The 25,481-nt window shown below is 72.0% G+C and carries 19 protein-coding genes and 1 pseudogene; 12 read left to right on the top strand and 8 right to left on the bottom strand.

Annotation, left to right across the window (positions count from 1 at the left end):
• Positions 1–65 precede the first annotated feature (65 nt).
• The gene (locus tag StrepF001_RS01720) at positions 66–644 is read right to left on the bottom strand and encodes a MarR family transcriptional regulator (protein WP_240797255.1); all 579 of its coding nucleotides are present in this window, start codon (positions 642–644) and stop codon (positions 66–68) included.
• The gene (locus tag StrepF001_RS01725) at positions 641–2,308 is read right to left on the bottom strand and encodes an FUSC family protein (protein WP_240797256.1); all 1,668 of its coding nucleotides are present in this window, start codon (positions 2,306–2,308) and stop codon (positions 641–643) included. The genes StrepF001_RS01720 and StrepF001_RS01725 overlap by 4 nt, the downstream gene beginning before the upstream one ends.
• Before the next feature lie 186 nt (positions 2,309–2,494).
• On the opposite strand from StrepF001_RS01725, the gene StrepF001_RS01730 reads away from it, so the two are divergent.
• The 5 genes from StrepF001_RS01730 to StrepF001_RS01750 all read left to right on the top strand — a co-directional run bounded on the left by StrepF001_RS01730 (position 2,495) and on the right by StrepF001_RS01750 (position 6,391).
• Positions 2,495–3,049, top strand: a complete 555-nt coding sequence (locus StrepF001_RS01730) for a DUF5134 domain-containing protein (protein ID WP_129796492.1) — start codon at positions 2,495–2,497, stop codon at positions 3,047–3,049.
• 95 nt (positions 3,050–3,144) lie between these two features.
• Positions 3,145–4,080: a M56 family metallopeptidase gene (locus StrepF001_RS01735; protein WP_129796493.1), complete on the top strand. Its 936-nt coding sequence runs from the start codon at positions 3,145–3,147 to the stop codon at positions 4,078–4,080.
• Between the two features lie 55 nt (positions 4,081–4,135).
• Positions 4,136–4,807 carry a phosphatase PAP2 family protein gene (locus tag StrepF001_RS01740; protein ID WP_129796494.1) on the top strand — a complete coding sequence of 224 codons (672 nt, stop codon included), beginning with the start codon at positions 4,136–4,138 and terminating at the stop codon, positions 4,805–4,807.
• Positions 4,808–4,863: 56 nt separating this feature from the next.
• The gene (locus StrepF001_RS01745; RefSeq protein WP_129796495.1) at positions 4,864–5,565 is read left to right on the top strand and encodes an HAD-IA family hydrolase; all 702 of its coding nucleotides are present in this window, start codon (positions 4,864–4,866) and stop codon (positions 5,563–5,565) included.
• Between the two features lie 127 nt (positions 5,566–5,692).
• The gene (locus StrepF001_RS01750) at positions 5,693–6,391 is read left to right on the top strand and encodes a TetR/AcrR family transcriptional regulator (RefSeq protein WP_129796496.1); all 699 of its coding nucleotides are present in this window, start codon (positions 5,693–5,695) and stop codon (positions 6,389–6,391) included.
• Here StrepF001_RS01750 and StrepF001_RS01755 read toward each other — a convergent pair.
• On the bottom strand, positions 6,379–7,881 hold the full coding sequence (locus tag StrepF001_RS01755) for a hypothetical protein (RefSeq protein WP_129796497.1): 1,503 nt from the start codon (positions 7,879–7,881) through the stop codon (positions 6,379–6,381). The genes StrepF001_RS01750 and StrepF001_RS01755 overlap by 13 nt on opposite strands.
• A 192-nt stretch (positions 7,882–8,073) precedes the next feature.
• Between StrepF001_RS01755 and StrepF001_RS01760 the strand changes: the two genes are divergently transcribed.
• On the top strand, positions 8,074–8,727 hold the full coding sequence (locus StrepF001_RS01760; RefSeq protein ID WP_165396133.1) for a DUF305 domain-containing protein: 654 nt from the start codon (positions 8,074–8,076) through the stop codon (positions 8,725–8,727).
• A 39-nt stretch (positions 8,728–8,766) separates the two neighbouring features.
• On the opposite strand, the gene StrepF001_RS01765 is transcribed toward StrepF001_RS01760, so the two are convergent.
• Positions 8,767–9,231 (bottom strand): DUF6214 family protein, encoded by a 465-nt coding sequence (locus StrepF001_RS01765; protein ID WP_129796499.1) that lies wholly within the window; start codon positions 9,229–9,231, stop codon positions 8,767–8,769.
• Between the two features lie 220 nt (positions 9,232–9,451).
• Here StrepF001_RS01765 and StrepF001_RS01770 point away from each other — a divergent pair, with 220 nt between their 5' ends.
• Both StrepF001_RS01770 and StrepF001_RS01775 read left to right on the top strand, forming a co-directional pair.
• Positions 9,452–10,795: an FAD-dependent oxidoreductase gene (locus StrepF001_RS01770; protein WP_129796500.1), complete on the top strand. Its 1,344-nt coding sequence runs from the start codon at positions 9,452–9,454 to the stop codon at positions 10,793–10,795.
• A 127-nt stretch (positions 10,796–10,922) separates the two neighbouring features.
• Entirely contained in the window at positions 10,923–12,311 is a 1,389-nt protein-coding gene (locus StrepF001_RS01775; protein ID WP_129796501.1) for a nucleobase:cation symporter-2 family protein, read from the top strand.
• A 60-nt stretch (positions 12,312–12,371) separates the two neighbouring features.
• Here the strand turns inward: StrepF001_RS01775 and StrepF001_RS01780 are convergent.
• Positions 12,372–13,947: pseudogene (locus tag StrepF001_RS01780) on the bottom strand (IS1182 family transposase).
• Positions 13,948–14,244: 297 nt separating this feature from the next.
• Between StrepF001_RS01780 and StrepF001_RS01785 the strand changes: the two are divergent.
• Positions 14,245–15,513 (top strand): IS110 family transposase, encoded by a 1,269-nt coding sequence (locus tag StrepF001_RS01785; protein ID WP_129796502.1) that lies wholly within the window; start codon positions 14,245–14,247, stop codon positions 15,511–15,513.
• A gap of 121 nt (positions 15,514–15,634) precedes the next feature.
• Here the strand turns inward: StrepF001_RS01785 and StrepF001_RS01790 are convergent, their stop codons facing one another.
• Together StrepF001_RS01790 and StrepF001_RS47180 are read right to left on the bottom strand one after the other, a co-directional pair.
• Positions 15,635–19,918 (bottom strand): cation-translocating P-type ATPase, encoded by a 4,284-nt coding sequence (locus tag StrepF001_RS01790; RefSeq protein WP_129796503.1) that lies wholly within the window; start codon positions 19,916–19,918, stop codon positions 15,635–15,637.
• Between the two features lie 60 nt (positions 19,919–19,978).
• Positions 19,979–20,704: a hypothetical protein gene (locus tag StrepF001_RS47180; RefSeq protein ID WP_240797257.1), complete on the bottom strand. Its 726-nt coding sequence runs from the start codon at positions 20,702–20,704 to the stop codon at positions 19,979–19,981.
• Positions 20,705–21,064: 360 nt separating this feature from the next.
• On the opposite strand from StrepF001_RS47180, the gene StrepF001_RS01800 reads away from it, so the two are divergent.
• Positions 21,065–22,042, top strand: a complete 978-nt coding sequence (locus tag StrepF001_RS01800) for a polysaccharide lyase family 1 protein (protein ID WP_129796504.1) — start codon at positions 21,065–21,067, stop codon at positions 22,040–22,042.
• Between the two features lie 31 nt (positions 22,043–22,073).
• Positions 22,074–22,856 carry a pectate lyase gene (locus StrepF001_RS01805; protein ID WP_129796505.1) on the top strand — a complete coding sequence of 261 codons (783 nt, stop codon included), beginning with the start codon at positions 22,074–22,076 and terminating at the stop codon, positions 22,854–22,856.
• A 79-nt stretch (positions 22,857–22,935) separates the two neighbouring features.
• Here the strand turns inward: StrepF001_RS01805 and StrepF001_RS01810 are convergent, their stop codons facing one another.
• On the bottom strand, positions 22,936–23,700 hold the full coding sequence (locus tag StrepF001_RS01810; RefSeq protein WP_129796506.1) for a PaaX family transcriptional regulator C-terminal domain-containing protein: 765 nt from the start codon (positions 23,698–23,700) through the stop codon (positions 22,936–22,938).
• 75 nt (positions 23,701–23,775) lie between these two features.
• On the opposite strand from StrepF001_RS01810, the gene StrepF001_RS01815 reads away from it, so the two are divergent.
• Positions 23,776–25,464, top strand: a complete 1,689-nt coding sequence (locus tag StrepF001_RS01815; protein WP_129796507.1) for an acyl-CoA dehydrogenase family protein — start codon at positions 23,776–23,778, stop codon at positions 25,462–25,464.
• Positions 25,465–25,481 lie beyond the last annotated feature (17 nt).

The raw sequence follows: 25,481 nt of genomic DNA on the forward strand, positions 1-25,481 counted from the left end.
TCCACGCCCCGGCGCACGGTGCACGACGTGCTCTGAGGGCACCGTCGGGAACGCCCGGCGGCCGCTCAGACCCGCAGTGCCCCGAGCCGCCCCTCCAGCTGCTCGAGCAACTCACCCAGCAGCGTGGCGAGTTCGCCCTGCGCCGGTGTGCCCATGCCGGACAGGACAGCGGTCTCGTAGGCGAGCTGCTCGGGCAGGATCGCGTCGACCAGGTCGCGTCCGGCGTCCGTGAGGCGAAGATGGGCGACGCGGCGGTCACGGGCGTCACCGCGTCGCTCCACGAAGCCGCGTTCGGTGAGGTGCTTGAGGCGTTTGGTGACGGCAGCACCGGAGGAGAAGGTCTCCCGGGCCAGTTCGCCCGGCGTCAGCTCGTGACCGGTGCGGCGCAACGCGCCGAGCAGGTCGAACTCGGGCCGGCTGAGCCCGGCCCGGCGCAACGGTGCGTCCTCGGCCTGCTGGAGCAGGGCCGCACAGCGGTTGACCCGGCCGATGATCTCCATGGGGCCGGTGTCGAGGTCGGGATGCACGGACTGCCACTGCCGGACGACCGCGGCGACCGTGTCGCCCCGCGCAGCACCGGCGTCGCGCCCCGTCGCGCCGGTCGTCTCGTGCCCGGTCGTCCGCCGCCGGTTCGTCCCCGTCATGGCCGTGCATCCTCCGTCATCATGCCCGTGTCCCGGTCCAGGTCCGGGCTCTGGCGCCGTACCGTCGCCGCGAGCGTACGGTGTCCCGACTGCTCGACGAGCACGACCCGCTCCTGGGGCAGGGCCCGCTGCCACCACTCGCCGGACGCGGCATCCGCGGTGGCGCGCAGGTCGGCCAGGGCGGCGGCGAGGCTTCGGCGGGCGGCCTGAAGAGCACCGGCGTCCGGGTGCGGCTCGGACAGCAGACGGGCGGTGCGCTCACGGGCGCGCTCGGCGACGGCCAGGGCGCGTTCGAGGCGGTCGCCCGCCCGCCGGTTGGTGACGGCGGCGGCGGCCACGAGGCCGACCAGCGCGCCGACGAGAGTGTCGACGACCCGCTCGACGATCAGCGTCCCGGGGTTCTGGAACCCGGTGAACTCGGTGATGAGCAGCGCCATCGGGGTCACGCAGACGCTGCCGAGCCAGTAGTTGCGGCCGATCAGCGCCTCCGCCCCGAAGTTGAAGGCGAGGCAGCACAGTACGAGGGCCGCGGGGCCGAGGTGGGCGAGCGGGGCGACGGCGGCGAAGAGGAGGACCCCGGCGAGGTTGCCGACGACGCGCTGCACGCCCCGGCTCCAGGTGAGCGTGAGGTTGGCCTGGTAGAGGGCGGCGGCGGTGACCAGGGCCCAGTACGGGCGGCCGATACCGAGGGCGAGGGAGGCGTATCCGGCGAGGGCGCAGCCGAGAGCGGTACGCAGGGCGATCGGGGTGAGGGGCGCGAGGGCGCGCCGTAGCGGCTGCTTCGAGGCAGCGAGGTCGATGTCCACGCCGAGCAGTTCGTCGGCGTCCGCGTCACCCGGGTGCGGCACAGACCGGGTGCCGCGCAGTTCACGGGCCCAGGCACGCAGGCGTGCCGGATCCGTGTCGGCGGGCGCTGCCAGGGCGACCTCGGCGCGGACGACGAGACGCTGCAGGGCACGCCGGGTCGTGGAGCGGGCGCGGACGGACAGCAGCGACTGCCAGGCGGCCTGCACGGCGGCGGCCGCGACGGCCCGGGCGTGCGCGTCTCCGGTGCCGCGGGTGTCGGCGTACGCGACGGCTGCGTTCAGGGCGTGTGCGGTGGCGCGGCGCTCCGGGCCGTACGGGCGGACCAGGGCCGGCGCCATGCAGACGAGCCAGGACCAGACGCCCGCCACGACGCCCAGCGCCAGGTGACCGGGGACCTGGGCCAGGGTCTGCGGGGCGAACAGCGCGGCGGAGCTGACGAAGGTGAGGATGACGTTGCCCGGCGGTCCGATGCGCGTCGCGTCGCACAGCACCTTCTGTACGGCAGCCAGCAGGGCGCCGACGGTGACCAGCACGGCGGCGTTCGTGGTGAGCGAGGCCGTGACCAGGGCGACAGCGAGCCCGCCGAGCATGCCCAGCACCACCCACGCCAGCGCCCTGGCCCGGGCGGCGTAGGGACGGTTGTGGGCGTACAGGGCGCACAGGGATCCGGCCATCGTGCAGACGGCCAGGTCGAGGCGGTCGAGCGCCAGGAGGGTCAGGTTGGGCGGGGCGACCGCGGCGACCACGCTCAGCGCGGGCTTGAACCAGATGTCGGAGGGACGGCCGAGGCGCAGCACACCGGTGAGCGGGAGGCGGCGCAGGCGCTGGGTTGTGGGGGCGGGGGTCGCACTGCTCATATCAAACAACTTAACATGTGTTTTACCAGTAAAAGAAATCGGGCGAGACGGCCTCCCGGTGCCGCCCCCGCTCCGGCGAATGCCCCCCGCGTACACCCTTGCGCTCGCGTGCGCGCCGTACGGACCGGGCATCCCTAGACCGACCGTCGACGCCCTGTCGACGATCCCCCGGGCAGGGAGGTGCGCGTGCACGGACCGGCTGCGTCCGGCTGGCTGCTGGTCGCGCTGTGCGCGGTGACCGGCGCCTACTGCCTGCTGCGACTGCGCAGCACCGTCGAGGAACAGCGCCGGGCCGCGGGAGACGAGGCGCTGATGGGCTTCGGCATGGCCGCGATGGCCGTACCGACGGCCGTGTACACACCGCCGGCCTGGGCCTGGCCCGCCTTCGCGGTCCTGTTCGGCGCGGCCGCACTGCGCGCCCTGTGGGCCGCCCGGGGCGGGGCCCGCCATCTGCACCACCTGGTGGGCGCCTCGGCCATGGTCTACATGGCGGTGGTCATGGCCGGTACCCCGAACGACGCCCCCGGACACGGACCCGGCGGCGCCGGGCTCCCCCTGCTCACCGGGCTCCTGCTGCTCTACTTCACCGGATACGTGCTGCTCGGCGGAGTGCGCCTGATACCTGCCCCGGCCGTGGCGGGTGCCCCCCGCACCGCGGGGTGGGGCGACCGGCCCGAGCTGGCGCGGGCCTGCCGGCTGTCGATGGGCATCGCCATGGTCGCGATGCTGCTGACACTGTGAGGGGGCGGCGGACGCGGACGGTACGAGCCCTGTGGTCTGTGTCACTTTGCGGGAAGGCGAGCCTCCCGCTGAGCCGGCGCTCATAAGGTGTCCCCATGATGGTCCCCGCGGCACTGTTGCTGCTCGGCGCCCTGACCGCCGTCCTGGCCCCACGGCTGCTCGCCCGGACCGACTGGCCGGACCGCGAACCGGTGGTTGCCCTGTGGGTCTGGCAGTGCGTGGTGGTGGCCGTACTGCTGTGCTGCGCGCTGTCGATGACGCTCAGCGCGGCGGCCGCCTGGCAGGCGGTGCGCGGCCATGTGTTCGCACCGGCACCGCGCGCGGTCGTGGAGGCCTATGCGCTGGGTACGACCGGCCCCTGGGCGGCGACGACAGCGCTCGCGCTCGCGTCGGGCGCCGTCTGGACCGCGGTGATGCTGGTCCGGGAGGTCGTACGGGCGCAGGCACGGCGTCGGCGGCGACGTGCCGAACTCCTCGTGCGGGCCCCGCTGCTGCCGGGTGAGGAGCCGGGGAACGGTCGGCTCGTCGTCCTGGAGGGTGAGCGGCCGGACGCCTGGTGGCTGCCCGGCACGGCACCCCGGCTCGTCCTCACCACCGCCGCCCTGCGCCGGCTGAAGGGACAGCAACTGGACGCCCTCCTCGCGCACGAGCAGGGACATGCCCGGGCCCGGCACGACTGGCTGCTGCACTGCTCGGCCGCACTGGCGTGCGGGTTCCCGCGGGTGCCGGTGTTCGCCGCGTTCCGCGACGAGATGCACCGACTGGTGGAGCTCGCCGCGGACGACATGGCCTCCCGCCGCTTCGGGCGGCTGACCACTGCGCTCGCGCTGGTGGGAGTCAACGAGGACCGAGGCGTGTTCGGCCCCTGCCCGACACCGCAGGCCCATGTGCCGCAGCGGGTGCACCGGCTGCTCACTCCCCCGGACCGGCTCACCGCTGTCCGGCGGCTGCGGCTCACGGCGACGGCCGCGCTCGTGCCGGTCGTGCCGGTGCTGGTGGCGTTCGTACCGGGGTTGCGGGCACTGGGGTAGGCGCATCCTGGGAGGGGGGTCGCTTCCTGCCCCACCAGTCGGCGAGGATCGCACCATGCACATCCCCACCGTCGAATCCCCGCCCCGACCGCCGGAGTACCGCACCGCCCACCGGGCACCCCTCACGCTGGCGGTGTGCTCCCTCCTGCTCCTCGTCCTGGTCGCCGCCGAGTGGCACCCCCTCATGAACCTGGACGGCGACGTCTCCCGCACCACCCATCGCTGGGCGGTCGAGGAATCCGGGATCACGCAGGTGTGCCGCATCCTCACGGACTGGATCTGGGACCCGCTGACGATGCGCATCCTGTGCGGGGCGGTCGTGGTGTGGCTGGTGTGGAGACACTCGGCGTGGTGGACCGCGGCGTGGCTGGTGGTCACCGTCGCGCTGAGCACGGCCGTCCAACAGTTCCTGAAGGCCGCGGTGGACCGTGCGCGCCCCGTCTGGTCCGATCCGGTCGACTCCGCCCACTACGCGGCCTTTCCCTCCGGCCACGCCATGACCGCCACGGTGGTCCTGGGCCTGCTCCTGTGGCTCCTGCACCGCCACGGCGCCGACCGCGCCCTGTGCCGTACGGCCCTCGGCGTGGCCGCGGTGTCCGTGCTCGGCGTGGGGCTGACCCGGGTGTGGCTCGGCGTGCACTGGACCTCGGACGTCGTCGGCGGCTGGCTGCTGGGCGCGACGGTGGTGACGCTCGCGGTGACCGCCCACGAACGGTGGCGACCCTGACCACACCCGGAGACGAACCGCCTTCGGTGTGGAACGCGGGCTCATAGGATCGCCGCATGATCGCCGTGCTGTTCGACTTCTCCGGAACCCTCTTCCGTGTCGAGTCCACCGAGTCCTGGCTGCGCGCCGTACTGACCGAGGCCGATGTCCCGCTGCCCGAGCCCGAGTTCGGCAAGGCCGCGCAGGCGCTGCAGGCGGCCGGGGCGCTGCCCGGCGGCGCGTTCCCGGAGCGGGTGCCCGTCGAACTGGCCGACGTGTGGGAGGTCCGGGACCAGAGCCCGGCGCAGCACCGGGCCGCCTACACCGGCCTCTCCCGCCAAGTGCCGCTGCCCGACCCCGGGTTGCACGACGCGCTCTACGACCGCCATATGACCCCGGCCGCGTGGACGCCGTACCCGGACGCAGCCGAGGTGCTTCGGACGCTGCACGAGCGGGGAGTCGGCATCGGCGTGGTGAGCAACATCGGCTGGGACCTGCGCCCGGTGTTCCGCGCGCACGGGCTCGACCGTTACGTGGGCACGTACGTCCTGTCCTACGAGCACGGCATCCGCAAGCCGGATCCGCGGCTGTTCGCTGCGGCCTGCACGGAGCTCGGCGCCGATCCCCGGCAGGTGCTGATGGTGGGTGACGAACCCCCGGCGGACGGCGGCGCGGCCACCCTGGGCTGCGCGGTCCACTTCGTGCACCACCTGCCGGCCGACGAGCGGCCCGACGGGCTGCGCCCGGTGCTGGACCTGGTCGACCGACCCGTGACATGACCGTCTGTCTCGGACGATCCCCCGCGTCGCCCGAGACAGACGGCACCGCCGGTCCCGGCCCCGCAGGGCCCGGGACGGACGTTCCGAGTATAGTTGGCTGGCAGCCAGTCAACGCAGGAGTTACAGCATGACCCCCCGCAGCGCTTCGGTCAATGAAGAGTTGCGGCGGCGTTCCCGGGAGCGGCTCCTGCAGGCGGCGGTCGAGCTGGTCAGCGAGCGGGGATACGAGGCCACGACCCTCGGCGACATCGCGGACCGGGCCGGCTCGGCGCGCGGACTGGTGTCGTACTACTTCCCCGGCAAACGCCAGCTCGTGCAGTCCGCCGTGCACCGGCTGATGCACCGCACGCTGGAGGAGGCACTGGAGCGCGAACCGCGCACGGAGGACGGCCGGGAGCGGATGGCGCGTGCCATCGACGCGATCCTGGGCCTGGCCCGGGACCGGACCGTGCTGATGCGCCAGCACATGGCGGGACTGCTGGACACCGAGGGCTTCGTGCAGTGCCCGGAGCAGCAGCGGCTCGCCGAACTGCTGCGGGACACCGTGGCCCGGCACGGCTCCCGGAACGCCGAGACCGACTATGCGATGCTGCGCGCCCTGCTCATGGGGGCCGTCTATGCGATGGTGCTGCCGAACGTGGGGATGCCGGTCACTCCCCTGCGCACCGAGCTGTTCCGGCGCTACCGGCTCGACTGGGAGCTCGGGTGCCCGCCGGACGCCGAAACGCCCGACGGGACACGCGACGGGGACCTGTCACGGTTCTTCGCGACAGACCCGGCAGACACACCGGCCCTCGGCCGGCCGGCCTCGGATCAGTCGAAGTAGTCCGGCTGCGTCTGCACGTTGAGCTCGTGCAGACGGACACGCTTCGCCGGGTCCGTGCGCCGGTCGTCGAGCTTCAGGACGTCGAAGCCCTTGGCGATGTCGTTCGAGTAGATGTAACCGTTGTAGTAGTACGCCGACCAGGAGCCGGCCGTCGTGACCCGGTCGGTGGTCAGCGGACCGCGCTCGAAGTAGGCGATCTCCTTCGGGTGGGCGGAGTCGGTGAAGTCCCAGACGGAGACGCCGCCCTGATACCAGGCCTGGACCATGATGTCCTTGCCCTTGACCGGGATCAGCGAGCCGTTGTGAGCCACACAGACCTCGGTGTCCGCCTGGTGGCGGTCGATCTTGAAGTAGCTGCGGAAGACGAGCTTGCGATTGTCGCCCTTGCCGACGATGTCGTAGATACCGTCGGCGCCGCGGTTCGGGCCGATCTCCTCGTTGCAGGTGGCCGCGCCACCGCCGCCCAGCTCGTCGGTGAACACGACCTTGTCGGCGTCCTGGTTGAAGGTCGCCGAGTGCCAGAACGCGAAGTTCACATTGTCCTGCACCTGGTCGATGACCTTCGGGCGCTCCGGGTCCTTGATGGAGAACAGGATGCCGTCACCCATGCAGGCGCCCGCCGCCAGGTCCTGTGAGGGCAGCACGGTGATGTCGTGGCAGCCGGTCGTCTTGGAGACACCCGGGTTGGTCGGCCCGCCCGGGTTGCCGCCGCCGTCCGGGCCCTCACCGGGGAAGAGCACCGGGAAGCCCACGAGCGCAGCCTTCTCCGGCGCGTTGCGAGGCACCTTGATGACGGAGATGCCGTCGTGCGGCGGCTGGCAGTCGGGGTACGCGGCGTTCGGCGAGTACGAGGAGACGTAGATGTAGACGTTCCTGCGCTCGGGCACCAGCGTGTGGGTGTGGGAACCGCAGGCGGTCTCGACGGCGGCGACGTACTTCGGGTTGCGCTTGTCGCTGATGTCGAAGACCTTCATGCCCTCCCAGGAGGACTTCTCGGTCACCGGCTGCGTGGTGCTGTTGCAACTGCTGTCGCTGCGCGAGGAGTCGGTGGACAGGAACAGCAGGTTGCCGGAGACGGAGATGTCGTTCTGCGAGCCGGGGCACAGCACCTGGGCGACCGTCTTCGGCGACTTCGGCTTGCTGATGTCGAAGATGCGGAAGCCGTCGTAGTTGCCGGCGAAGGCGTACCTGCCCTGGAAGGCGAGATCCGAATTGGTGCCGGGCAGCACGTCCTTGGGGATGTTCGTGACGTGCTCGATGTTGTCCGAGTGGACGACCTCGTCCTGGCCGGGTATCTCCCCGCTCTCCAGGGCCTCGCGCACCTCGGCCTGGGCGCTGCGGGACACCTCCTTGTCGGCCGCCGGGCCGTCCCCCGGGTCGGGGGTCGCGGCCGCCGGATGGACCGTCAGCAGCGCGGCCAGGAGTCCGGCCGCTGCCGCGGCAACTCCCAGGCGTCTGCGCCGCGTTCGGGGGTTGTTCAACAGGATCACTGCTTCCTCCCTTGTTCCGTTCGCCAGGGAACGGTTCACGGACCCCCGAAGTATCGTCTTCATCATGCACAGATCAACAGGGGGCAACGAACATGTAATGAAGGTTTTCGCTCGTTCATGAGCGGAAGCGTGTTAGGACGGTCACTAGCACTCACAAGGTGCCCCCTCATCCGCCTGCCACAGGAGGTCGTTGTGCCCTTCCGTCGAGCGCCGCGCGCGTCCCTCACCGCGGCCTCACTGGCCACCCTGGCCGCCCTCGCGCTCGGGGGCTGCGACTCCGGCTCCGACGCGGAGCCGGACCGAGCGAGCGGCCCCTCGGTGCTCGTGCCCGGCAAGCCCGGCGAGGCGAACCGCACGATGTCCGCCGAGGACGCCGCACAGCAACGCGCCGACGACGACACACCCAACTCGGCGGACATCGACTACGCGCGGATGATGATCGAGCACCACTCCCAGGCCCTGGAGATGACCGAACTCGCCCCGGAACGCGCCGAGTCGTCGCGGGTGAAGAAGCTGGCGGAGCGGATCGAGGCCGCGCAGGGTCCCGAGATCGCGGCGATGAGGAGCTGGCTGGAAACGCACGGCGAGGACGAGAAGAGCGACGGCCACCACCACGGCCCGATGCCCGGGATGGCCACCGAGGCGCAGTTGAAGAACCTGCGCGCGGCGGAGGGAAAGGCGTTCGACCAGCTCTTCGTCACGCTGATGATCACCCATCACGAAGGGGCGATCACGATGGCCACGGATGCGAAGTCGCAGGGCAACAACGTGCGGATCGAGGAGATGGCCGACGACGTGGTCGCCCAGCAGACGAGCGAGATCACGCGCATGCGCGGAATGCTGTGACCTCCGCGCCCGTGTGACCTCTGCGCCCGCCGGGCCCGCTCAGCGCCGTGCGTGACGCGGGGTCAGGAAGCCCGCGTCCCGTGCCTGGGCGATCAGCCTGAGCGACCGGCGGCGGCTGTGCCCGGTGGCGCACATCACCGCGAGGACGGGGTCGAGCCCCTCGTGCTGCGCGGCGCGGTATTCCTGCGCCACCAGCCGGCTCCCCTCGATGCCGCGCGGCCAGGCGGGGCGGGCGCGCCTGCCGCCCGCCGACTCCCTCTGCAACGGCTCGGCCGCCACGCCGCCGCACACCGAGAACAGCGGCTCTTCGATCCAGTCGGCGAACACCGCCAGATCGTCGAGGGACAGCGCGGGCCGGGCCCGGACGTCCTCGAGGTTGACGCAGCCGTCGGCCGCCACGGCGAGCGCGTCGACCCGGGCGCCGTCGGCGAAGTCGAGCCGCACATGGAACCACGCCGTCGCGCCGCTCTCCTCGCGCACTTCCCACGCGGGCCACACGGCCACCGCACCGTCCTCCGGACGGCGATCAGAAAGATCAAGAAAGGATGCTTCCAGCACGCACGCAACGTAACCGCATGATCACACTCCATACGAACGGAACACGCGTCCGTCCTTGGCGCGGCACCCTGTCAGCGGAGCGGCAGCGGTGCCATGCTGGAGCCGTCAGCGATCTCCTGTGATGCACCGGACGATCCGCCGGGCCACCGGACGAAGGAGTTCCGCCGTGCTGCGTGTCGCCGTCGTCGGCTCCGGGCCGAGCGGGGTCTACTCCGCCCAGAGCCTTGTCCAGCTGGACCCCACCGTGTTCGTCGACGTCCTGGACCGGCTGCCGTGCCCGTACGGTCTGGTGCGCTACGGCGTGGCGCCCGACCACGAGAAGATCAAGTCGCTGCAGAACAATCTGCGGACGGTGCTGGAGCACGAGCGGGTGCGGTTCCTCGGCGGCGTCCAGGTCGGCGCCGGCGGAGTGCCGGCCGCCCGGCTGCGGGAGCTGTACCACGCGGTCGTGTACTGCGTGGGAGCCGCGACCGACCGGCATCTCGGGATCCCCGGGGAGGATCTGCCGGGCAGCTTCTCGGCGACGGAGTTCGTGTCCTGGTACAGCGCGCATCCGGACGCCGTGGAGGACGGGTTCGTGCTCGGCGCCCGGTCGGCCGTGGTCATCGGCGTGGGGAACGTCGCCGTGGACGTCACCCGGATCCTGGCGCGCGGCGCGGCCGAGCTGAGCCCCACCGACATGCCGCAGTCGGCGCTGACCGCGCTGGGGGCGAGCCGGGTGACGGACATCCACATGGTGGGGCGGCGCGGCCCTTCGCAGGCCCGCTTCACCACCAAGGAGCTGCGCGAGCTGGGCTCTCTGCCGGGTGCCGAAGTGAACGTGGATCCGGAGGAGTTGGCGCTGGATCCGGCGTACGTCGACCCGTCCGCGCTGCCGGCCGCGCAGCGCCGCAACGTGGAGGTGCTGCGGGGCTGGGCCGCCCAGCCGGCCAGGGATCTTCCGCGCCGGATCGGGCTGCGGTTCTTCCTGCGCCCGGTGGAGTTGCTCGCCGAGGGCGGGCGCGTGGGCGCGGTGCGGTTCGAACGGACGCTGCCGGACGGGCAGGGCGGCGTGACGGGGACGGGCCGGTACGAGGAGATCGAGGCCCAGTTGGTGCTGCGGTCGGTGGGCTATCGCGGAGTGCCGCTGGAGGGGCTGCCCTTCGACCCGGCGACCGGCACGGTGCCGCAGCTGGCCGGCCGGGTGCTGCGCGGCGGGGTCGTGGCGCCGGGCGAGTACGTGGCGGGCTGGATCAAGCGGGGTCCGACGGGTGTCATCGGCACCAACCGTCCGTGCGCCAAGGAGACGGTGCTGTCGCTGCTCGAGGACGCCCCCGTTCTCGTACGGAAGGAAGTCCCCGAGAATCCCCTCGCGGCACTGCGGGCCGAGGACGTCGAGCCGGTCGAGTGGGCGGGGTGGCGGGCCATCGAGCGGGCCGAGGCGGAACTCGGGGCCTCGCTCGGGCGGAGCGTGGTCAAGCTGCCCGACTGGGAGTCGCTGCTGACCGCGGCGCGCAGGGTCGGCTCGTAGCAGAACCCGGTGCCGCCGGCGGGCAGGACACACGGCTGCAACGAGACGGAAATCAACAAACTGTTCAAGCCGCTTACGGTCTCCTGCAGTTCGGATGTTCCCCGCTCACCGCCGCTCTGGAGTGCCCATGGCATCGACCGCGCCCGTCCATCCCGTCGACGAGGTCCCACCCGTACGGCAGCTGGCCGCCTTCGGGCTGCAGCATGTGCTCGCCATGTACGCGGGCGCGGTAGCCGTGCCGCTGATCGTGGGCGGTGCGATGAAGCTGCCGCCGGCGGATCTGGCGTATCTGATCACCGCCGATCTGCTGGTGTGCGGCATCGCCACGCTCATCCAGTGCATCGGCTTCTGGCGGTTCGGCGTGCGGCTGCCGATCATGCAGGGCTGTACGTTCGCGGCCGTGTCACCGATGGTCATGATCGGGACGACCGGCGGCGGACTGCCCGCGATCTACGGCTCGGTGATCGTCGCGGGACTCGCGATCGTGCTGCTCGCGCCCGTTTTCGGCAAGCTGCTGCGGTTCTTCCCGCCGCTGGTCACCGGCACGGTGATTCTGATCATCGGTATCTCGCTGCTGCCGGTGGCGGGCAACTGGGCCGCCGGCGGTGCGGGGGCCGAGGACTTCGGGGAGCCGAAGAACCTGGCGCTCGCCGCGTTCGTGCTGGCGGTAGTGCTGGGCGTGCAGCGGTTCGCGCCGGTGTTTCTGAGCCGGATCGCAGTGCTGATCGGAATCGCGGTGGGGCTTGCGGTCGCAGTGCCGTTCGGGTTCACGGACTTCGGCGGGGTTTCCGACGCGGACTGGGTCGGGATCAGCACGCCGTTCCACTTCGGGGCGCCGACCTTCGAGGTGTCGGCGATCGTGTCCATGCTGGTGGTCGCGCTGGTGTGCATGACGGAGACGACCGGTGACTTCATCGCGGTCGGTGAGATGACCGGGCGGAAGGTCGAGCCCCGCTCGCTTGCGGACGGGCTGCGCGCCGACGGTCTGTCGACCGTACTCGGCGGTGTCTTCAACACCTTCCCCTACACCGCGTACGCGCAGAACGTGGGCCTCGTCGGTATGACCCGGGTGCGCAGCCGCTGGGTTGTCGCGGCGGCGGGCGGCATTCTAGTGCTGCTCGGCCTGCTGCCCAAGCTGGGCGCGGTGGTCGCGGCGATTCCGGCGCCGGTCCTCGGCGGCGCGGGCCTGGTGATGTTCGGGACGGTCGCCGCGAGCGGCCTCAGGACCCTGGCCGAGGTCGACTTCAGGGGCAACCACAACCTGACGGTCGTGGCCGTGTCGGTGGCCATGGGCGTGCTGCCGGTCGGTGTGCCGACGATCTACGACCAGTTCCCGGACTGGTTCCAGACGATCATGGACAGCGGCATCAGCGCCGGCTGCCTCACGGCGATCGTACTCAACCTGCTCTTCAACCACCTTCCCGCGAAGGCGGGTTCAGATCTCGCCGAGGCGGGCGGCCTGCCGGCCAGCGGCGCCGAGAAGCACGTCGGAAAGCCCCGCGAAGAGGCCGTCTAGAAGGCTGCTGAAAATGTTGTTGTTGGGGCTGTCCGGCCGTGGGCCGGGCGGCCCTTTTCGCTATGCGGTGGCGGGGGTGAGGTGCCAGGTGGTGCCGGTTGGGGTGAGTCCGAGGTTGATCAGTCGGCGGAGGTTGAGGGCGGCGGCGCGGTGGTGGAGCCAGATGTTGTTGGCGATGATGCCGCGGTGGGGGACGCGGCGGTTGCCCTTGGCGGCCAGCCAGGCGATGGCGCGTTCGACCGGGGGCCGCCATCTGCGGTATTCGGCCTGCCAGGCCGGGTCGGCCGCCTCTCGGCGGGCGGCGGTCAGCAGTCCGTGCTGGGGATGGACATTGAGGGTGCGTCCGGTCTTGGAGGTGGTGCAGCGCCCGCGCAGGGGGCAGCCGGCGCAGAGGCGTTTGAACTGGGCGGTGCGGGCGCCGTCCGCTTTGACCTGGCCGAGGTTGGCGGTGCGTCCGGCCGGGCAGGTCGCGGTGCCGGCGGCTTTGTCGATGCGGAAGTCGTCGATGGTGAAGCCGCCGGGACCACCTGCCGCAGCGGCGGTGGCTTGATGACCAGGGAGTGGCCCGCGGCCTGCAACTGTTCGCGCAGGTCGCCGGTCCCGTAGGCGGAGTCGCCGAGCACGGTTAATGCGCCGTCCTCCCCGTCCAGCAGATCACGGGCAACGGCCGCTTCGTGGTTGCCGGGACCATGGCCGCCGGTGAGGGCGACGGCGGTGAACAGCCCGCTCTCCGGCTCGAAGCAGACGTGTCCTTTGAAGCCTTCCTGGTGGCGGGTGCGGTTTTTGTGGATGTGCCGGGCGTCGGGATCGACGGTGGACACCGTCCGGTCGGCACGGTGCGCCGGGCGATGCGCCAGCGCCCGTCGCGTCCGTCGGAGTCGGGGGCCGGTTCCACGTCCTGCCCGGCGACCAGGGCCAGCAGCCCAACAGCGTTCGCGGCCTTCTCGCCCAGCTCCCGCTCGGGCAGGTGCCCGAGCAGGTTGATCGCGTCGGTCACCAGCGCATCGACCAGCGCGGCGCGCGCCTGCTCGTCGTTCCAGGCGATCTTCGGTTTGCCCGGGTCGGTGTAGTCGTGCGCCCGGCAGTGCTCCGCGGCGGTCTCCTGGGCTCCGGGGACATCACGGGTCACCCGGCGGACGGCGGAGATGATCTGGGTGACGGTGTCCTGGGTGGCCACCGCGTCATCGAGGACGGTGGAGTCCAAAGCGCGCCGCTGCTTGCCCTTGAGTACACCGGTCGCGGCCACCACCTCCTTGACCTTGCTGAAGATCCGCATCGGATCGGCCGAGTGACGCAGGCGGCGCCGAAAGTACGTCAGCAGCGACGGATCGAACGCCATGTCGTACAACCCGAGCCCGCAAGCAGCCTTCCACCGCAGGTCACACCGCAGTTCCTGGACCGTCTCGAAGTCCGACAGCCCCTGCAGGCTCTGCAGCACCACGGTCGCCGCCAGCACCTGCGGCGGCAGACTCGGCCGCCCGTTCGCCGACGGATACATGTCCGCGAACATCGACGGCGGGAACAGCGCCTCACGGTGCTCGGCCAGGAACGCGAACACGCTCCCGGCCGGGATCAACTCCCGGCAGGTCTCCCACACATCCGGCCCCACCAGCTCCCCGGCCCATTCCCCCTGCATGCCTACAAGACTGGCCCCGGCCCGACCGGGCCGGGACCAGAACCCGCAACATTTTCAGTGATCTTCTAGCCTCAGATATCCCTGCGGGGACGCCCGTTCCGGGCTGAAAGTCGGGGGTGGCTGTCCGCTGACGCCGGAAACCCTGTGGTCGTCGAGGCCGTCGTCCGGCCGGGCGCTGGGGGCCGTGCATCGGGAGCTTCAGTGTGGCTTCGAGCACGCGGATTAGAGTCCGCTTCTTCCCATACGGTTCCTGCGGGCAGCCGCCTGTTCACCCTCGATCGCAGGGGGAGGTGCCGGGTGTTACAGGAGGCACAGGACCACGAGGAGATCGTCGAGCGGGTCGCGGCGCTGGACATCGGCAAGAGCTTCCTGGTGTGCCGCGCGCGCATCCCGCATGAGGCCCGCCCGGGTCGGCGGATGCAGGAGGTGCAGACCCATCCCACGATGACGCGCTCGTTGCCGGCCATGGCCGACCATCCGAGGTGCCTGGGGGTGACCCGGGTGGTGATGGAGGCCACCAGCGATTACTGGAAGCCGGTCTTCCATGTGCTGGAGGCTGCCGGGTTCGAGACCTGGCTGGTCAACGCCCGGGACGTGAAGCACCTGCCGGGCCGGCCCACGACCGACAGGCTGGATGCGGTCTGGTTGTGCAAGGTCGCCGAGCGGCAGATGATCCGCCCCGGTTTCGTGCCCCCGCCCGAGATTCGCCGTCTGCGGGACGTCACTCGCTACCGCACCGATCTGATCGGGGTCCGCAGGGCGGAGAAGAACCGGGTGGAGAAGCTGCTGGAGGACGCTCAGATCAAGCTGAGCGTGGTGGCGTCCGACATCTTCGGCGTCTCGGGGCGGGCGATGATGGCTGCGCTGCTGGCTGGGGAGCGCGATGCGAAGGTGCTGGCCCAGCTGGCCCGTTCCCGCATGCGCGGCAAGATTGCGGCTCTGGAGGAGGCGTTCACCGGGCACTTCACCGACCACCACGCGTTCCTGCTGGGCAGGATGCTGGAGAGGATCGACGCCATCGACGCCGACATCGCCGCACTCGATGCGAAGATCGAGGAGATGGCCGCCCCTTTTGTCACCGCGATCGAGCGGCTCGATGAGATCCCAGGGATCGGCCCGACCGCGGCTGCGGTCATCGTCGCCGAGACCGGCCTGGACATGGACCGCTTCCCCACCCCCGGCCATCTGGCCTCCTGGGCGAAGTTCGCCCCGGGGGTGAAGGAGTCGGCCGGAAAGAAGAAAGACAAAGGCGCCACCGGACACGGCAACCGCTACCTGGCCAGAACCCTCGGCGAAGCCGCTGTTGCCTGCGCCCGCACCGACACCTTCCTCGGCGAGCGCTACCGCCGGATCGCCCGCCATCGCGGCAAGAAGAAGACCATCGTCGCGGTCGGCCGCTCGCTCCTGGTGGTCATCTGGCACCTGCTCAACAACCCCGACGCCCGCTTCCACGACCTCGGCCCGGACTACTACACCCGCCGCCTCGACCCCGAACGCCGCAAACGCAGCCACATCCACCAGCTCGAAGCACTCGGCTCCAAGTTCGGCCTCGAACCCGCAGCCTGAGCCCGCCGACACGACACCCGGCCTCGCTACCGCTCGGCCGGGTGCTGCCGCCTGCCCACCGACGCTTCGATTTTCGGATTAGAGAGCGGCTCCACTTCGTCCGGTTCGGCCGCGTCGCTGGTCAGTGGCTCAGCCGGACGACCGCTCGCTCCAGCGGGGGCAGCGCCCGCTGGCCGGTCACCGCCAGGGCGATCGCCGCCAGCACACCGGCCCAGGCGAACGGGCCGAGCGGCGTGCAGCCGAAGGCCTGGCTGAGACCCGGCGTCTCGACCAGGGCGACCAGGGCGGCGGCGGAGCCGAACACGGTGACGCGGACCAGTGGACTGTCGCGGCGGTCGGCGAGGGTCTGGGCGAGCTGGCTGCCGACCACGGCGCACAGGGCCATCGTGGTCGTCCGGCGGGCCGAGCCCGGCGTGAAGCGGCCGATCAGCCAGGCCGTGACCGCGCCGAGAGACGTGGTCAGTGCGCGGTGCCGGATCTGCCGCATCAGCGGGCTGCCGAGCAGCGTCGTCCCCAACGGCCGGCTGCCGGCGCTCGCGTCCTCGGCCGGGTCCTGCTGCGGCGTGACCGCCACGGCCATCGCCGGGAACAGGTCCGTGAACAGGTTCACCAGCAGCATCTGACGGGTCGACAGCGGCGCCGCCCCCTGGAGGAGGGTGCCCAGGATGCCGAAGCCGACCTCGCCCGCGTTGCCGCCGATCAGGATGGCGACGGCATCGGCGACGCTGTGCCACAGGGCGCGGCCCTCGGCGACGGCCTCGACGAGGACGGTGAGGTCTCCGTTGGTGAGCACCAGGTCGGCGGCGTTGCGGGCGGCTGCCGAGCCGCGGGCGCTGATCCCGACGCCGATGTCGGCGGCGCGGATCGCGGCGGCGTCGTTGGCGCCGTCGCCGACCATCCCGACGACTCGGCCGGCGTCCATCAGCGCCTCGACGACCTGGAGCTTCTGCTCGGGCGCGACCCGGGCCACGACGCCCACGTCGTGCAGCATGCGGGAGCGTTCCGAGCGGTCGGCGGCGGCCAGTTCGTCGCCGGTGATCACGGCCGTGTCCTCGGGCCAGCCCAGGTCGAGGGCGATCGCCCGGGCGGTCTGTGGGTGGTCGCCGGTCAGCATCACCGGTCGTACGCCCGCCTCGCGCAGCCCGTGCACGAGCGCCGTGGACGTCTCGCGCGGTACGTCGGCCAGCGCGAGCAGTCCGGTGAACTCCAGCTTCTCCAGGGGGGCTTCGCACGCTTCGGTGTCCTTCTCGTCCTCGGCCAGGTGCCGCCTGGCGACCGCGAGGACCCGCAGCCCGTCGCGGGCCAGCTCCTGGGCCTTGCCGGAGGCGTGGTCGGGGACGTCGCGGCAGGCGGGCAGCACGATCTCCGGCGCGCCCTTGACGACGAGCGTGCGCTCACCGTCCGCCGCGTGGCCCACGGCGCCGGCGTAGCCCCGGCCGGCCTCGAACGGCCTGCCCTCGGTCTGGACCCACTCGGGGTCGCGCGGCGCCGCATCCAGGACTGCCTCGTCGGTGGCGTGCACCGGCCGGTCGGGCCCCTCCTCGGGCTGGGGGCAGGCGCGCACCGCGACCCGCATCGTGACCGAGTCCGCGGCCTCGTCCGGCGTACGGACCGCACCGTCCACGTCGGTCACGCGGACCAGGCGCAACTTGTTCTCGGTGAGGGTGCCGGTCTTGTCGAAGCAGACCGTGTCCATCCGGCCGAGAGCCTCCAGCGTGCGCGGAGCACGGACCAGGACGCCATGTTGGCTGAGCCGGCGGGCGGCCGCCAGCTGCGCGACCGTGGCCACCAGGGGCAGTCCCTCGGGAACGGCGGCCACCGCCACCGCGACACCGCCGCTGACGGCCTGGCGTATCGGTGCGCCGCGCACCAGCGACAGGCCGGTCACCGCGGCGCCGCCTGCCATGGTCAACGGCAGGGCCTTGCGGGTGAGTTCCTGCAGCCGGGCCTGGACGCCGGCGGCGGGGGGTGTGCGGGCGGCGAGGTGGACGGCGCGGGCCGCCTCGGTGCGGTCGCCGGTCTCCACGACGACGGCCCTGGCCTGTCCGGCGACGACGGTCGTGCCCTCGAACACCATGCAGCGGCGGTCGGCCACCGCGGCGCGCGGGGTCGGCTCCGTCTGCTTGTTCACCGGCAGGGACTCGCCGGTCAGCGCCGACTCGTCGACCTCCAGGCCGTCCTCCCACAGCAGACGTGCGTCGGCCGGTACGACATCGTCGACCGCGAGCTCGATCACATCACCGGGCGTCAGCCGGGTGGCATCCACCGTGCGGGGCCCGGCCGAGGCGTCCTCGGCGGTGACGCGGGCCTTCTGCTTCTGCTCCGCGAGCAGCCCGGACAGCGCCCGCTCGGCCCGCAGCCGCTGCACCCCGCCGAGCAGCGCGTTCAGATCGAGGGCGCCGACGACCAGCAGCGCGTCCACGACGGAGCCGAGGATCGCCGACGCGGCCGAGCCGACCGCCAGGACCGGGGTGAGCGGGTCGTCCAGTTCGCCGCGTACGGCCCGGCCGAGTTGCAGCGACCACCGGGCCGGCGCCAGGGCGGGGACGCGGGCGACGGACTCGGCCGCCTTGCGGACGCGGCTCCTCGCCTCCTGCACGGGGGTCGGCTGTCGTTCCGGCCCGTGGTCCAGCCGCTTACGGACGTCGCTCACCTTCAGGGCGTGCCAGGCCACCCGCGGCCGCGGGTGCGGGGCCCGGGCGGCCGCCACTCCGACGGCGGCGCGTGCGCCGTTCAGCAGGGCGACTGCCGCGCCCACGTCCACGGGTGCGTGGCGCAGGCCGATCAGCGGGATGCGCTGGCCGTTCCCGGCCTCCCCGACAGCCACCAGCAGCCCGGACAGGGCGGCACCCGACCGGGCCAGGGTCTGTGAACGCCGGCCGACCTTACGGGCCGCCGGCACCGCGGCGAGCAGCCGCCACACGTCGGCCAGCCCGCCCGGGGCGACGAGGTCCGCACCCCACGCGACGGCCGCGTCCCCGTCGGCGAGCGCGACCGCCACGTCACCGGCGAGCAGCCCGGCCAGGACGTCGGTGTCCGTCGCCGACCTCGGGCGGGCCACCGTCAGGACACCGCCGCGCCCGCGCAGCCCGTTCACCACCTCGTCGGCCGGCCGGTCGGCGGCGACGATGTGGTCGGCGAGGGCGGTGAACTCGCCGAGCGCCGGATCGTCCACGACCACGACCCTCAGCCCGGCACGCCGGGTCGCGTCCAGCACGGCCTCGGCCCACGGGTCGGCGTCGCCCTCGGCCGTGTGCAGCGCACTGGGATGCAGGAAGACCGTCCGGACCGTCTCCAGTTGCCGCAGCCGTTGCATGTTGCGCACCAGCACCCCGATGCGGGCGAGCGCACAACCCAGCACGGCGTGGAAGGAGGCGGGCCCGTAGCGGGCGGCCTTCGGGGAGCCCGCGAGCACCGCTTCGGCCGCCTCGGTGCCGCTGTGCTTGACCAGCAAGGTGGCGGCGGCGCCCGCCAGGCTGCCGGCCTCGGCGTGGACCGCGTACTCGTGCACCGGTGTGGTCCGCAGCGGCGGGCGCGGGAACCGGTGCGCGGCCACGTCCTGGCGCCCGGGCCCGCACACCTGGTCGTGCACCGCGTCGAAGGCGGCCGCGCGGGCCAGTGTCTCGGTGAGCTGGAAAGAACGCAGGGCCCCGTCGAGCACCAGCGAGATCGGTGTCTGCCCCGCGCCGTGGACGGCCGCGTTGGCGACCGCCAGCATCAGGTCCATACGCGAGGGGCCGAACCGGGCCCGCATCCAGCTGCGGAAGCGGGGGTTCTCGCGCAGCAGCGTCATACTCGCGGTCACGAACCGGGGCGAGGCCGGCAACCGGAGCGCCGACCCGGTGACGGCGGCGACGACTCCCACCGCATCGGCCGCGAGCGCCGCGGCCGTGGTCCGCGCCTCGCCCGGGTCGCCCGGATGCGCGAACTCCTCCACGTCGTCGTCCGCCGGCACCAGTCCGTGCCGGGATGCGAGGTCGTTCGCCTTCTCCACCACCCGGTCGCTCAGCGCGTCCTCGCTCGCGACAATCACCAGCCGGGCCAGCCCACCGTCCCAGTAGGCGGACGCCACGTCCGGATGCTCCGCCAGCGCCCTGGCCACCCGCCGCGCCGCCTGCGCCGTCCCGACCGCCCGCCGTTCCGTCTCCGGTCCGGCAAGCCGCAGCGCAAGGTGTGCCCGCCGGCCCGACCGCCAGTGGCGATCGCCGCCCGGCACTGCGGCACGGGCGACCCGCGTCATCCGCACCAGGGCGTCCGCGCCGCGCACCCCGGCCCGTGCGGTTCCGGCCAGGGCGCCCGCCGCCGCGCCGACCGCGGGCGCGGCACCGCTCACCAGCAGCCCCGGCCCGGCCAGTACGCCGCCGGAGAGAACCGCAGCCGAGCCCGTCAGCAACCCAAGCGCCATCTCATCCCTCAGCTCGTGTTTCCGGATGGGCCGGGAGCCTGCGCTCCCGGCCCGCGTTCCCTATCCGCCTGCGGTCGCCTTGCGCCGACTGGCGGACGACGACGCACGGCTGCCGGTCGACGACGTGCGTCCCTTGGCCGTCGTAGTCGTACGCCGACTGGTGGACGACGTGGACGACGTACGGCTGCCGGCAGTTGCCGACTTCCCGCGCGCCGACGTCCCACTCCGACTGCCGGACGTTCGCGTGCTCGTCGACGTCGAACGGCTGCCACCGCTTGTCGTACGGCGGGCGGCGGCCGTCTTGGTGCCCTTCGTCGTCCTCTCGGCCTTCCCGCCCTTCTCTGCCTTCCCGCCCTTCTCTTCCGTGGCGCCGTCGTGGTGCGGACGGGGCTGGGTGAGCCAGGCCACGCCGGCGACGGTGACGGCCACGGGCCACTCGACGAGGCCCGCGGCACCGAGCAGGCCGGCGCCGGTGTACACGGCGATGCGCCGACCACGCGGCGACACGGCGCCGACCGCGTCCAGTGCGCCTTCGGCCGCCTTGGTCACGGCGTCGGCGCCGGGCACCTTGCGCACCGCACCGGGCAGCTTGCGCACCGCATCGGCTCCGGGCGCATGGCGCACCGTCTCGGGCGCATGGCGCGCCGCGTCGGGCACCTTGCGCACGACCCCGGCACCCGGCATCCTGCGCAGCGTCGAGGCGGCGGCACTCGGCACGGCGCGCAGCGTCGCAGCGGTGGCGCGCAGCGGCTGCGCCGGCTCGGGTGAGGATTTCTGCGCTGTCATGACACTCCACGCCTCCCTGAGAGATCCGCTCTCTTCACCCGCCGTGTTCCCGGGAAACGCGACGTCATCCGCGCGGAAGGGGAACCCGCGTGACCGGTGTGGCGCGCAGCGGCTGCGCCGGGCCGTCACAGAAGCGCTCCCCCACCATGGTTCCGGCCGCTTCCTGCGCGCTCCCGAGTGTCCGAATGTGTTCTGCGCAAAGCGTTGACTAGAAAGCGCTTGCCCCCTACGTTCCGTTCAGCAGGCTGACCAGCCGACGCCCCCTTGGGCCGGAATCGTCACCCTGCCCGCGCGAGGCGTTCAACATGGCGTACGTCATTCACGTACAGGACCGAACAAGCCCTCCCGAAGGGACGCACCATGCGCACAGTCCCCCCACGTACACCCGCGCAAAGATCTGCCCTGGTGGCGGTCGCGGCGACCCTCGCCACGGCGGCCGTCGTCACCCTCCCGCAGCCGGCCGGGGCGGCCGAGAGCTCACCGATCGGGTTCGGCGCCGGGGCGACCGGCGGCGGCAGCGCCACGGCGGTGACCGTCTCGACGCTCGACGCCTTCAGGTCGGCCGTGTCCGGCAACGCGGCGAAGATCGTCCGGGTCAACGGGCTGATCTCGTTGAGCGGTCAGGTCGACATCGGGTCCAACACGACCGTCCTGGGCGTCGGTTCGTCGTCGGGATTCACCGGTGGCGGACTACGCCTGAAGGAGGTCTCCAACGTCGTCGTCCGCAACCTGAACATCAGCAAGCCGGTCGCGCCCGCAGACGGCATCACCGTCCAGGCGTCGACGAAGGTATGGATCGACCACAACTCCTTTTCGGCGGACCGCGCGCACGACAAGGACCACTACGACGGCCTGCTGGACATCAACCACGGCTCGGACGACGTCACCGTGTCCTGGAACACCTTCAAGGACCACTTCAAGGGCTCACTCGTCGGCCACAGCGACAACAACGCGTCCGAGGACACCGGGCACCTGAAGGTGACGTACCACCACAACCACTTCAGCAACGTCTACTCGCGCATCCCCAGCCTGCGCTTCGGCACCGGGCACTTCTACAACAACTACGTGGCCGGCGCGGACACCGCCTGCCACTCGCGCATGGGCGCCCAGATGCTCGTGGAGAACAACGTCTTCCGCGACACGAAGACCGCTGTGACCACGAACCGCAGCAGTGACGTGGACGGCTACGCGAACCTGCGCGGCAACGATCTCGGCGGGGCCGCGACCGAGATCTCCCGGGTCGGTACCTTCACCACGCCGCCCTACAGCTACACCGCCGAGTCCGCGGCCGGCGTCGTCGCCTCGGTGACGTCCGGCGCGGGCGCCGGAAAGATCTGACCACCCCCCAACTGGAAGAAGGCATCGGGACATGACTTCACCAGCAAAGCCCCGCGCCCGCCGGCGCGCACTGACCGGCGGGCTGGCCGCGCTCGGCCTCTCGTCTGTCATGATCACGACACTCGGCGTGTCGCCGGCGAGCGCCGCCACCTGGCCGACGCCCAACGGCAGCCAGGGGACGTCCTCCACCATCTCCGTGTCCGGCACCAAGGACTACGGCATGAAGAAGTTCTACGGCACCGGAGACCTGGCCGGTGACGGCCAGGAGGAGGGCCAGGACCCGATCTTCAGGCTCGCGGCCGGCACGACGCTGAAGAACGTCATCATCGGCGCGCCCGGCGCCGACGGCATCCACTGCGAGGGCAACTGCACCCTGCAGAACGTGTGGTGGGAGGACGTCGGCGAGGACGCCGCGACCTTCCGAGGCGGCTCCACCTACAACGTGATCGGCGGTGGCGCCAAGAAGGCCGCCGACAAGGTCTTCCAGCACAACGGGCCCGGCACGGTGAACATCTCCGACTTCGCGGTCAGCGAGTTCAAGACGCTGTACCGCTCGTGCGGCGACTGCTCCACGCAGTACACGCGCAAGGTCAACCTCAGCAACATCGAGGTGACCGGCACCGGATCCACCGCGCGCCTGGTCGGCATCAACGTCAACCGCAACGACGTGGCGACGCTGCGGGGCATCACGATCCTCAACGACGCCGGCCGCAAGGTCATCCCCTGCCAGAAGTACAACAACAACACAGCCGTGGGCACGGGCCCGGACAGTACGAACTGCCTGTACTCCAGCTCGGACATCACCTACAGGTAGCCCCACCCGGCAGGCAGTCCCCCCACGGTGAAGGCGGCCGTCCGAAGCGTCCCCCACGGCGCTTCGGACGGCCGCCGCGTCATTCCCGGCGGCCACGCGCGCGTACCGCCTCGGTGACCTCCCGTCGGTAGTCCGCGTACACGGTGCGCAACTCGGTGCCCGGCCAGTCGGCGGGGAGGAGTTCGGGAGGCAGAACGGGGTCGGCGAGCAGATGGCGTACGACGGCCGCGAAGGCGGTGAAGCGGTCGGCCGGGCGGTCCGCCCCGGCGGCATGGGCGAGCAGGGCCCGGGCGGTGGCGGACCAGGCATCGAGCGGCCAGAGGTTCGCGGCCAGTTCGCGCGGTGGGCGGTCGTCCGGACGGGCCGTGTAGCACTGGGCCACCTGGGCCAGGTCGTCCGGCAGAGACCGGCGCAGGTTGGCGGGCCGCAGCCAGACACCCTCGCGGAGTTCGGCGAGCCGGAGGGCGGTCAACCGGCTGCGCAGGTCGGCGCGTTCCGCGGGTCCGCGCCCGGTCGCGGTGATCACGACCATCTCCCAGCCGCCGTCCCACGCGCGCGTGCGCGGGTGTACGGCCTCGTCCTGCCGGCGTTGCCGCTCCAGCAGACGTTCGCTGAGCCGGTAGACGCCGCCCGCGCGCCGCAGATCACCGGCGGTCACCATCCGGCTGAGCGCGGCCCGCACCGTGGACCCGCCGACACCGAAGGGCTGCACGCCGCGCACGAGGTCCCGCACCGGCAGCTCGGGCGGGTGCGAGCCCAGCAGCAGACTCAGAACGACCGACCTCGCGGACAGCGGGCGCAGCTCGACCCCGCCGACCTGCTGCGCTGTCACGTTCGCCCGCATGGCCACGTACTGTACGCGGTGGATTTTCCTGTTGCAGGATTGCTGCGACTGTAGCTGGAGTGCAACACTCGGCGTATGGCCTCGACACTGGCGCACTCGACACCGGCGCAGGAGCAGCACCCGGGATCCGCGACGCACGACGTCACCAACCAGCCACCTCCCCTGACCCCCTATGACGCGTCCGAGGACACGGCCCTGCTCGAAGGGCTGCGCCGCGAGGGCGCGGCGTGGGCCGAGGAGGACATCCGGCGGCTCGGCCGACGGGCCGGGAGTGCCGAGGCGCAGGAGTGGGGCGAGCAGGCCAACCGCTACGAGCCCGAGCTGCGCACGCACGACCGGTACGGCCACCGCGTCGACGAGGTCGAGTTCCACCCGAGCTGGCACCACCTGATGCGCGTCGCCGTCGCCGAGGGGCTGGCGGGGGCGCCCTGGGCGGACGAGCGGCCCGGAGCGCATGTCGCCCGGACCGCGGGCGGGATGGTGTGGGGACACACCGAGGCGGGGCACGGCTGTCCGACGTCGATGACGTATGCCGCCGTCCCTGTGCTGCGTCGGCAGCCCGAGCTCGCGAAGGTCTACGAACCCCTGCTGACCAGCCGGGAGTACGACCCGGGTCTGCGCGTGCCGACCGAGAAGCGCGGTCTGCTCGCGGGGATGGGGATGACCGAGAAGCAGGGCGGCTCCGACGTCCGTACGAACACGACGACGGCCACGCCGACCGCCGAGCCCGGTGTGTACACACTGCGCGGGCACAAGTGGTTCACCTCGGCGCCCATGTGCGACGTCTTCCTGGTGCTGGCCCAGGCTCCGGGCGGCCTGTCCTGCTTCTTCGTGCCGCGCGTCCTGCCCGACGGCAGCCGCAACACCTTCCGCATCCAGCGTCTGAAGGACAAGCTGGGCAACCGCTCGAACGCCTCCTCCGAGCCCGAGTTCGACGGGACCGTGGCCTGGCTGGTGGGGCCCGAGGGCCGAGGCGTCAAGACGATCATCGAGATGGTCAACTGCACGCGGCTGGACTGCGTGATGTCCTCGGCGACGCTGATGCGCAAGACACTCGTCGAGGCGGGCCACCATGTACGGCACCGCAGCGCGTTCGGGGCGCGGCTGATCGACCAGCCGCTGATGCGCAACGTCCTGGCCGACCTCGCGCTGGAGTCCGAGGCCGCCACGACGCTCACGCTACGGCTGGCCGGTGCGGCCGACCGGACGGTGCGCGGGGAGGGCACGGAGAGGGGTGAGGCGGCGTTCCGCCGGATCGCGACCGCCGTCGGCAAGTACTGGGTGACCAAGCGGGGACCGGCCTTCACCGCGGAGGCCCTGGAGTGCCTGGGCGGCAACGGCTATGTGGAGGACTCGGGCATGCCCCGCCACTACCGTGAGGCGCCCCTGCTGTCGATCTGGGAGGGCTCGGGGAACGTCAACGCCCTCGATGTGCTACGGGCGTTGAGCCGCGAGCCGGGTACCGCTCAGGCGCTGTTCGACGAGCTCGCCCTGGCGCAGGGCGCGGACGCACGGCTGGACGCGGCCGTGTCCCGCCTGGAGCAGGGGCTGGCCACGGCCTCGCCGACCGGTGCGCGGCGGCTCGTGGAGCTGATGGCGCTCGCCCTGCAGGCGTCGCTGCTGGTCCGGTACGCCCCGTCCGCGGTCGCCGACGCGTTCTGCGCCACACGGCTCGGCGGCGACTGGGGGCATGCGTTCGGCACGCTTCCCGACGCGGCCGACATCGACGCGATCCTGAGCAGGGCGCTGCCCGGCGGGGACTGAGCGTGCCGGCGGGGCGC

Source organism: Streptomyces sp. F001 (assembly GCF_004187715.1).
GTDB classification, from domain to species: Bacteria; Actinomycetota; Actinomycetes; order Streptomycetales; family Streptomycetaceae; genus Streptomyces; species Streptomyces flavusporus.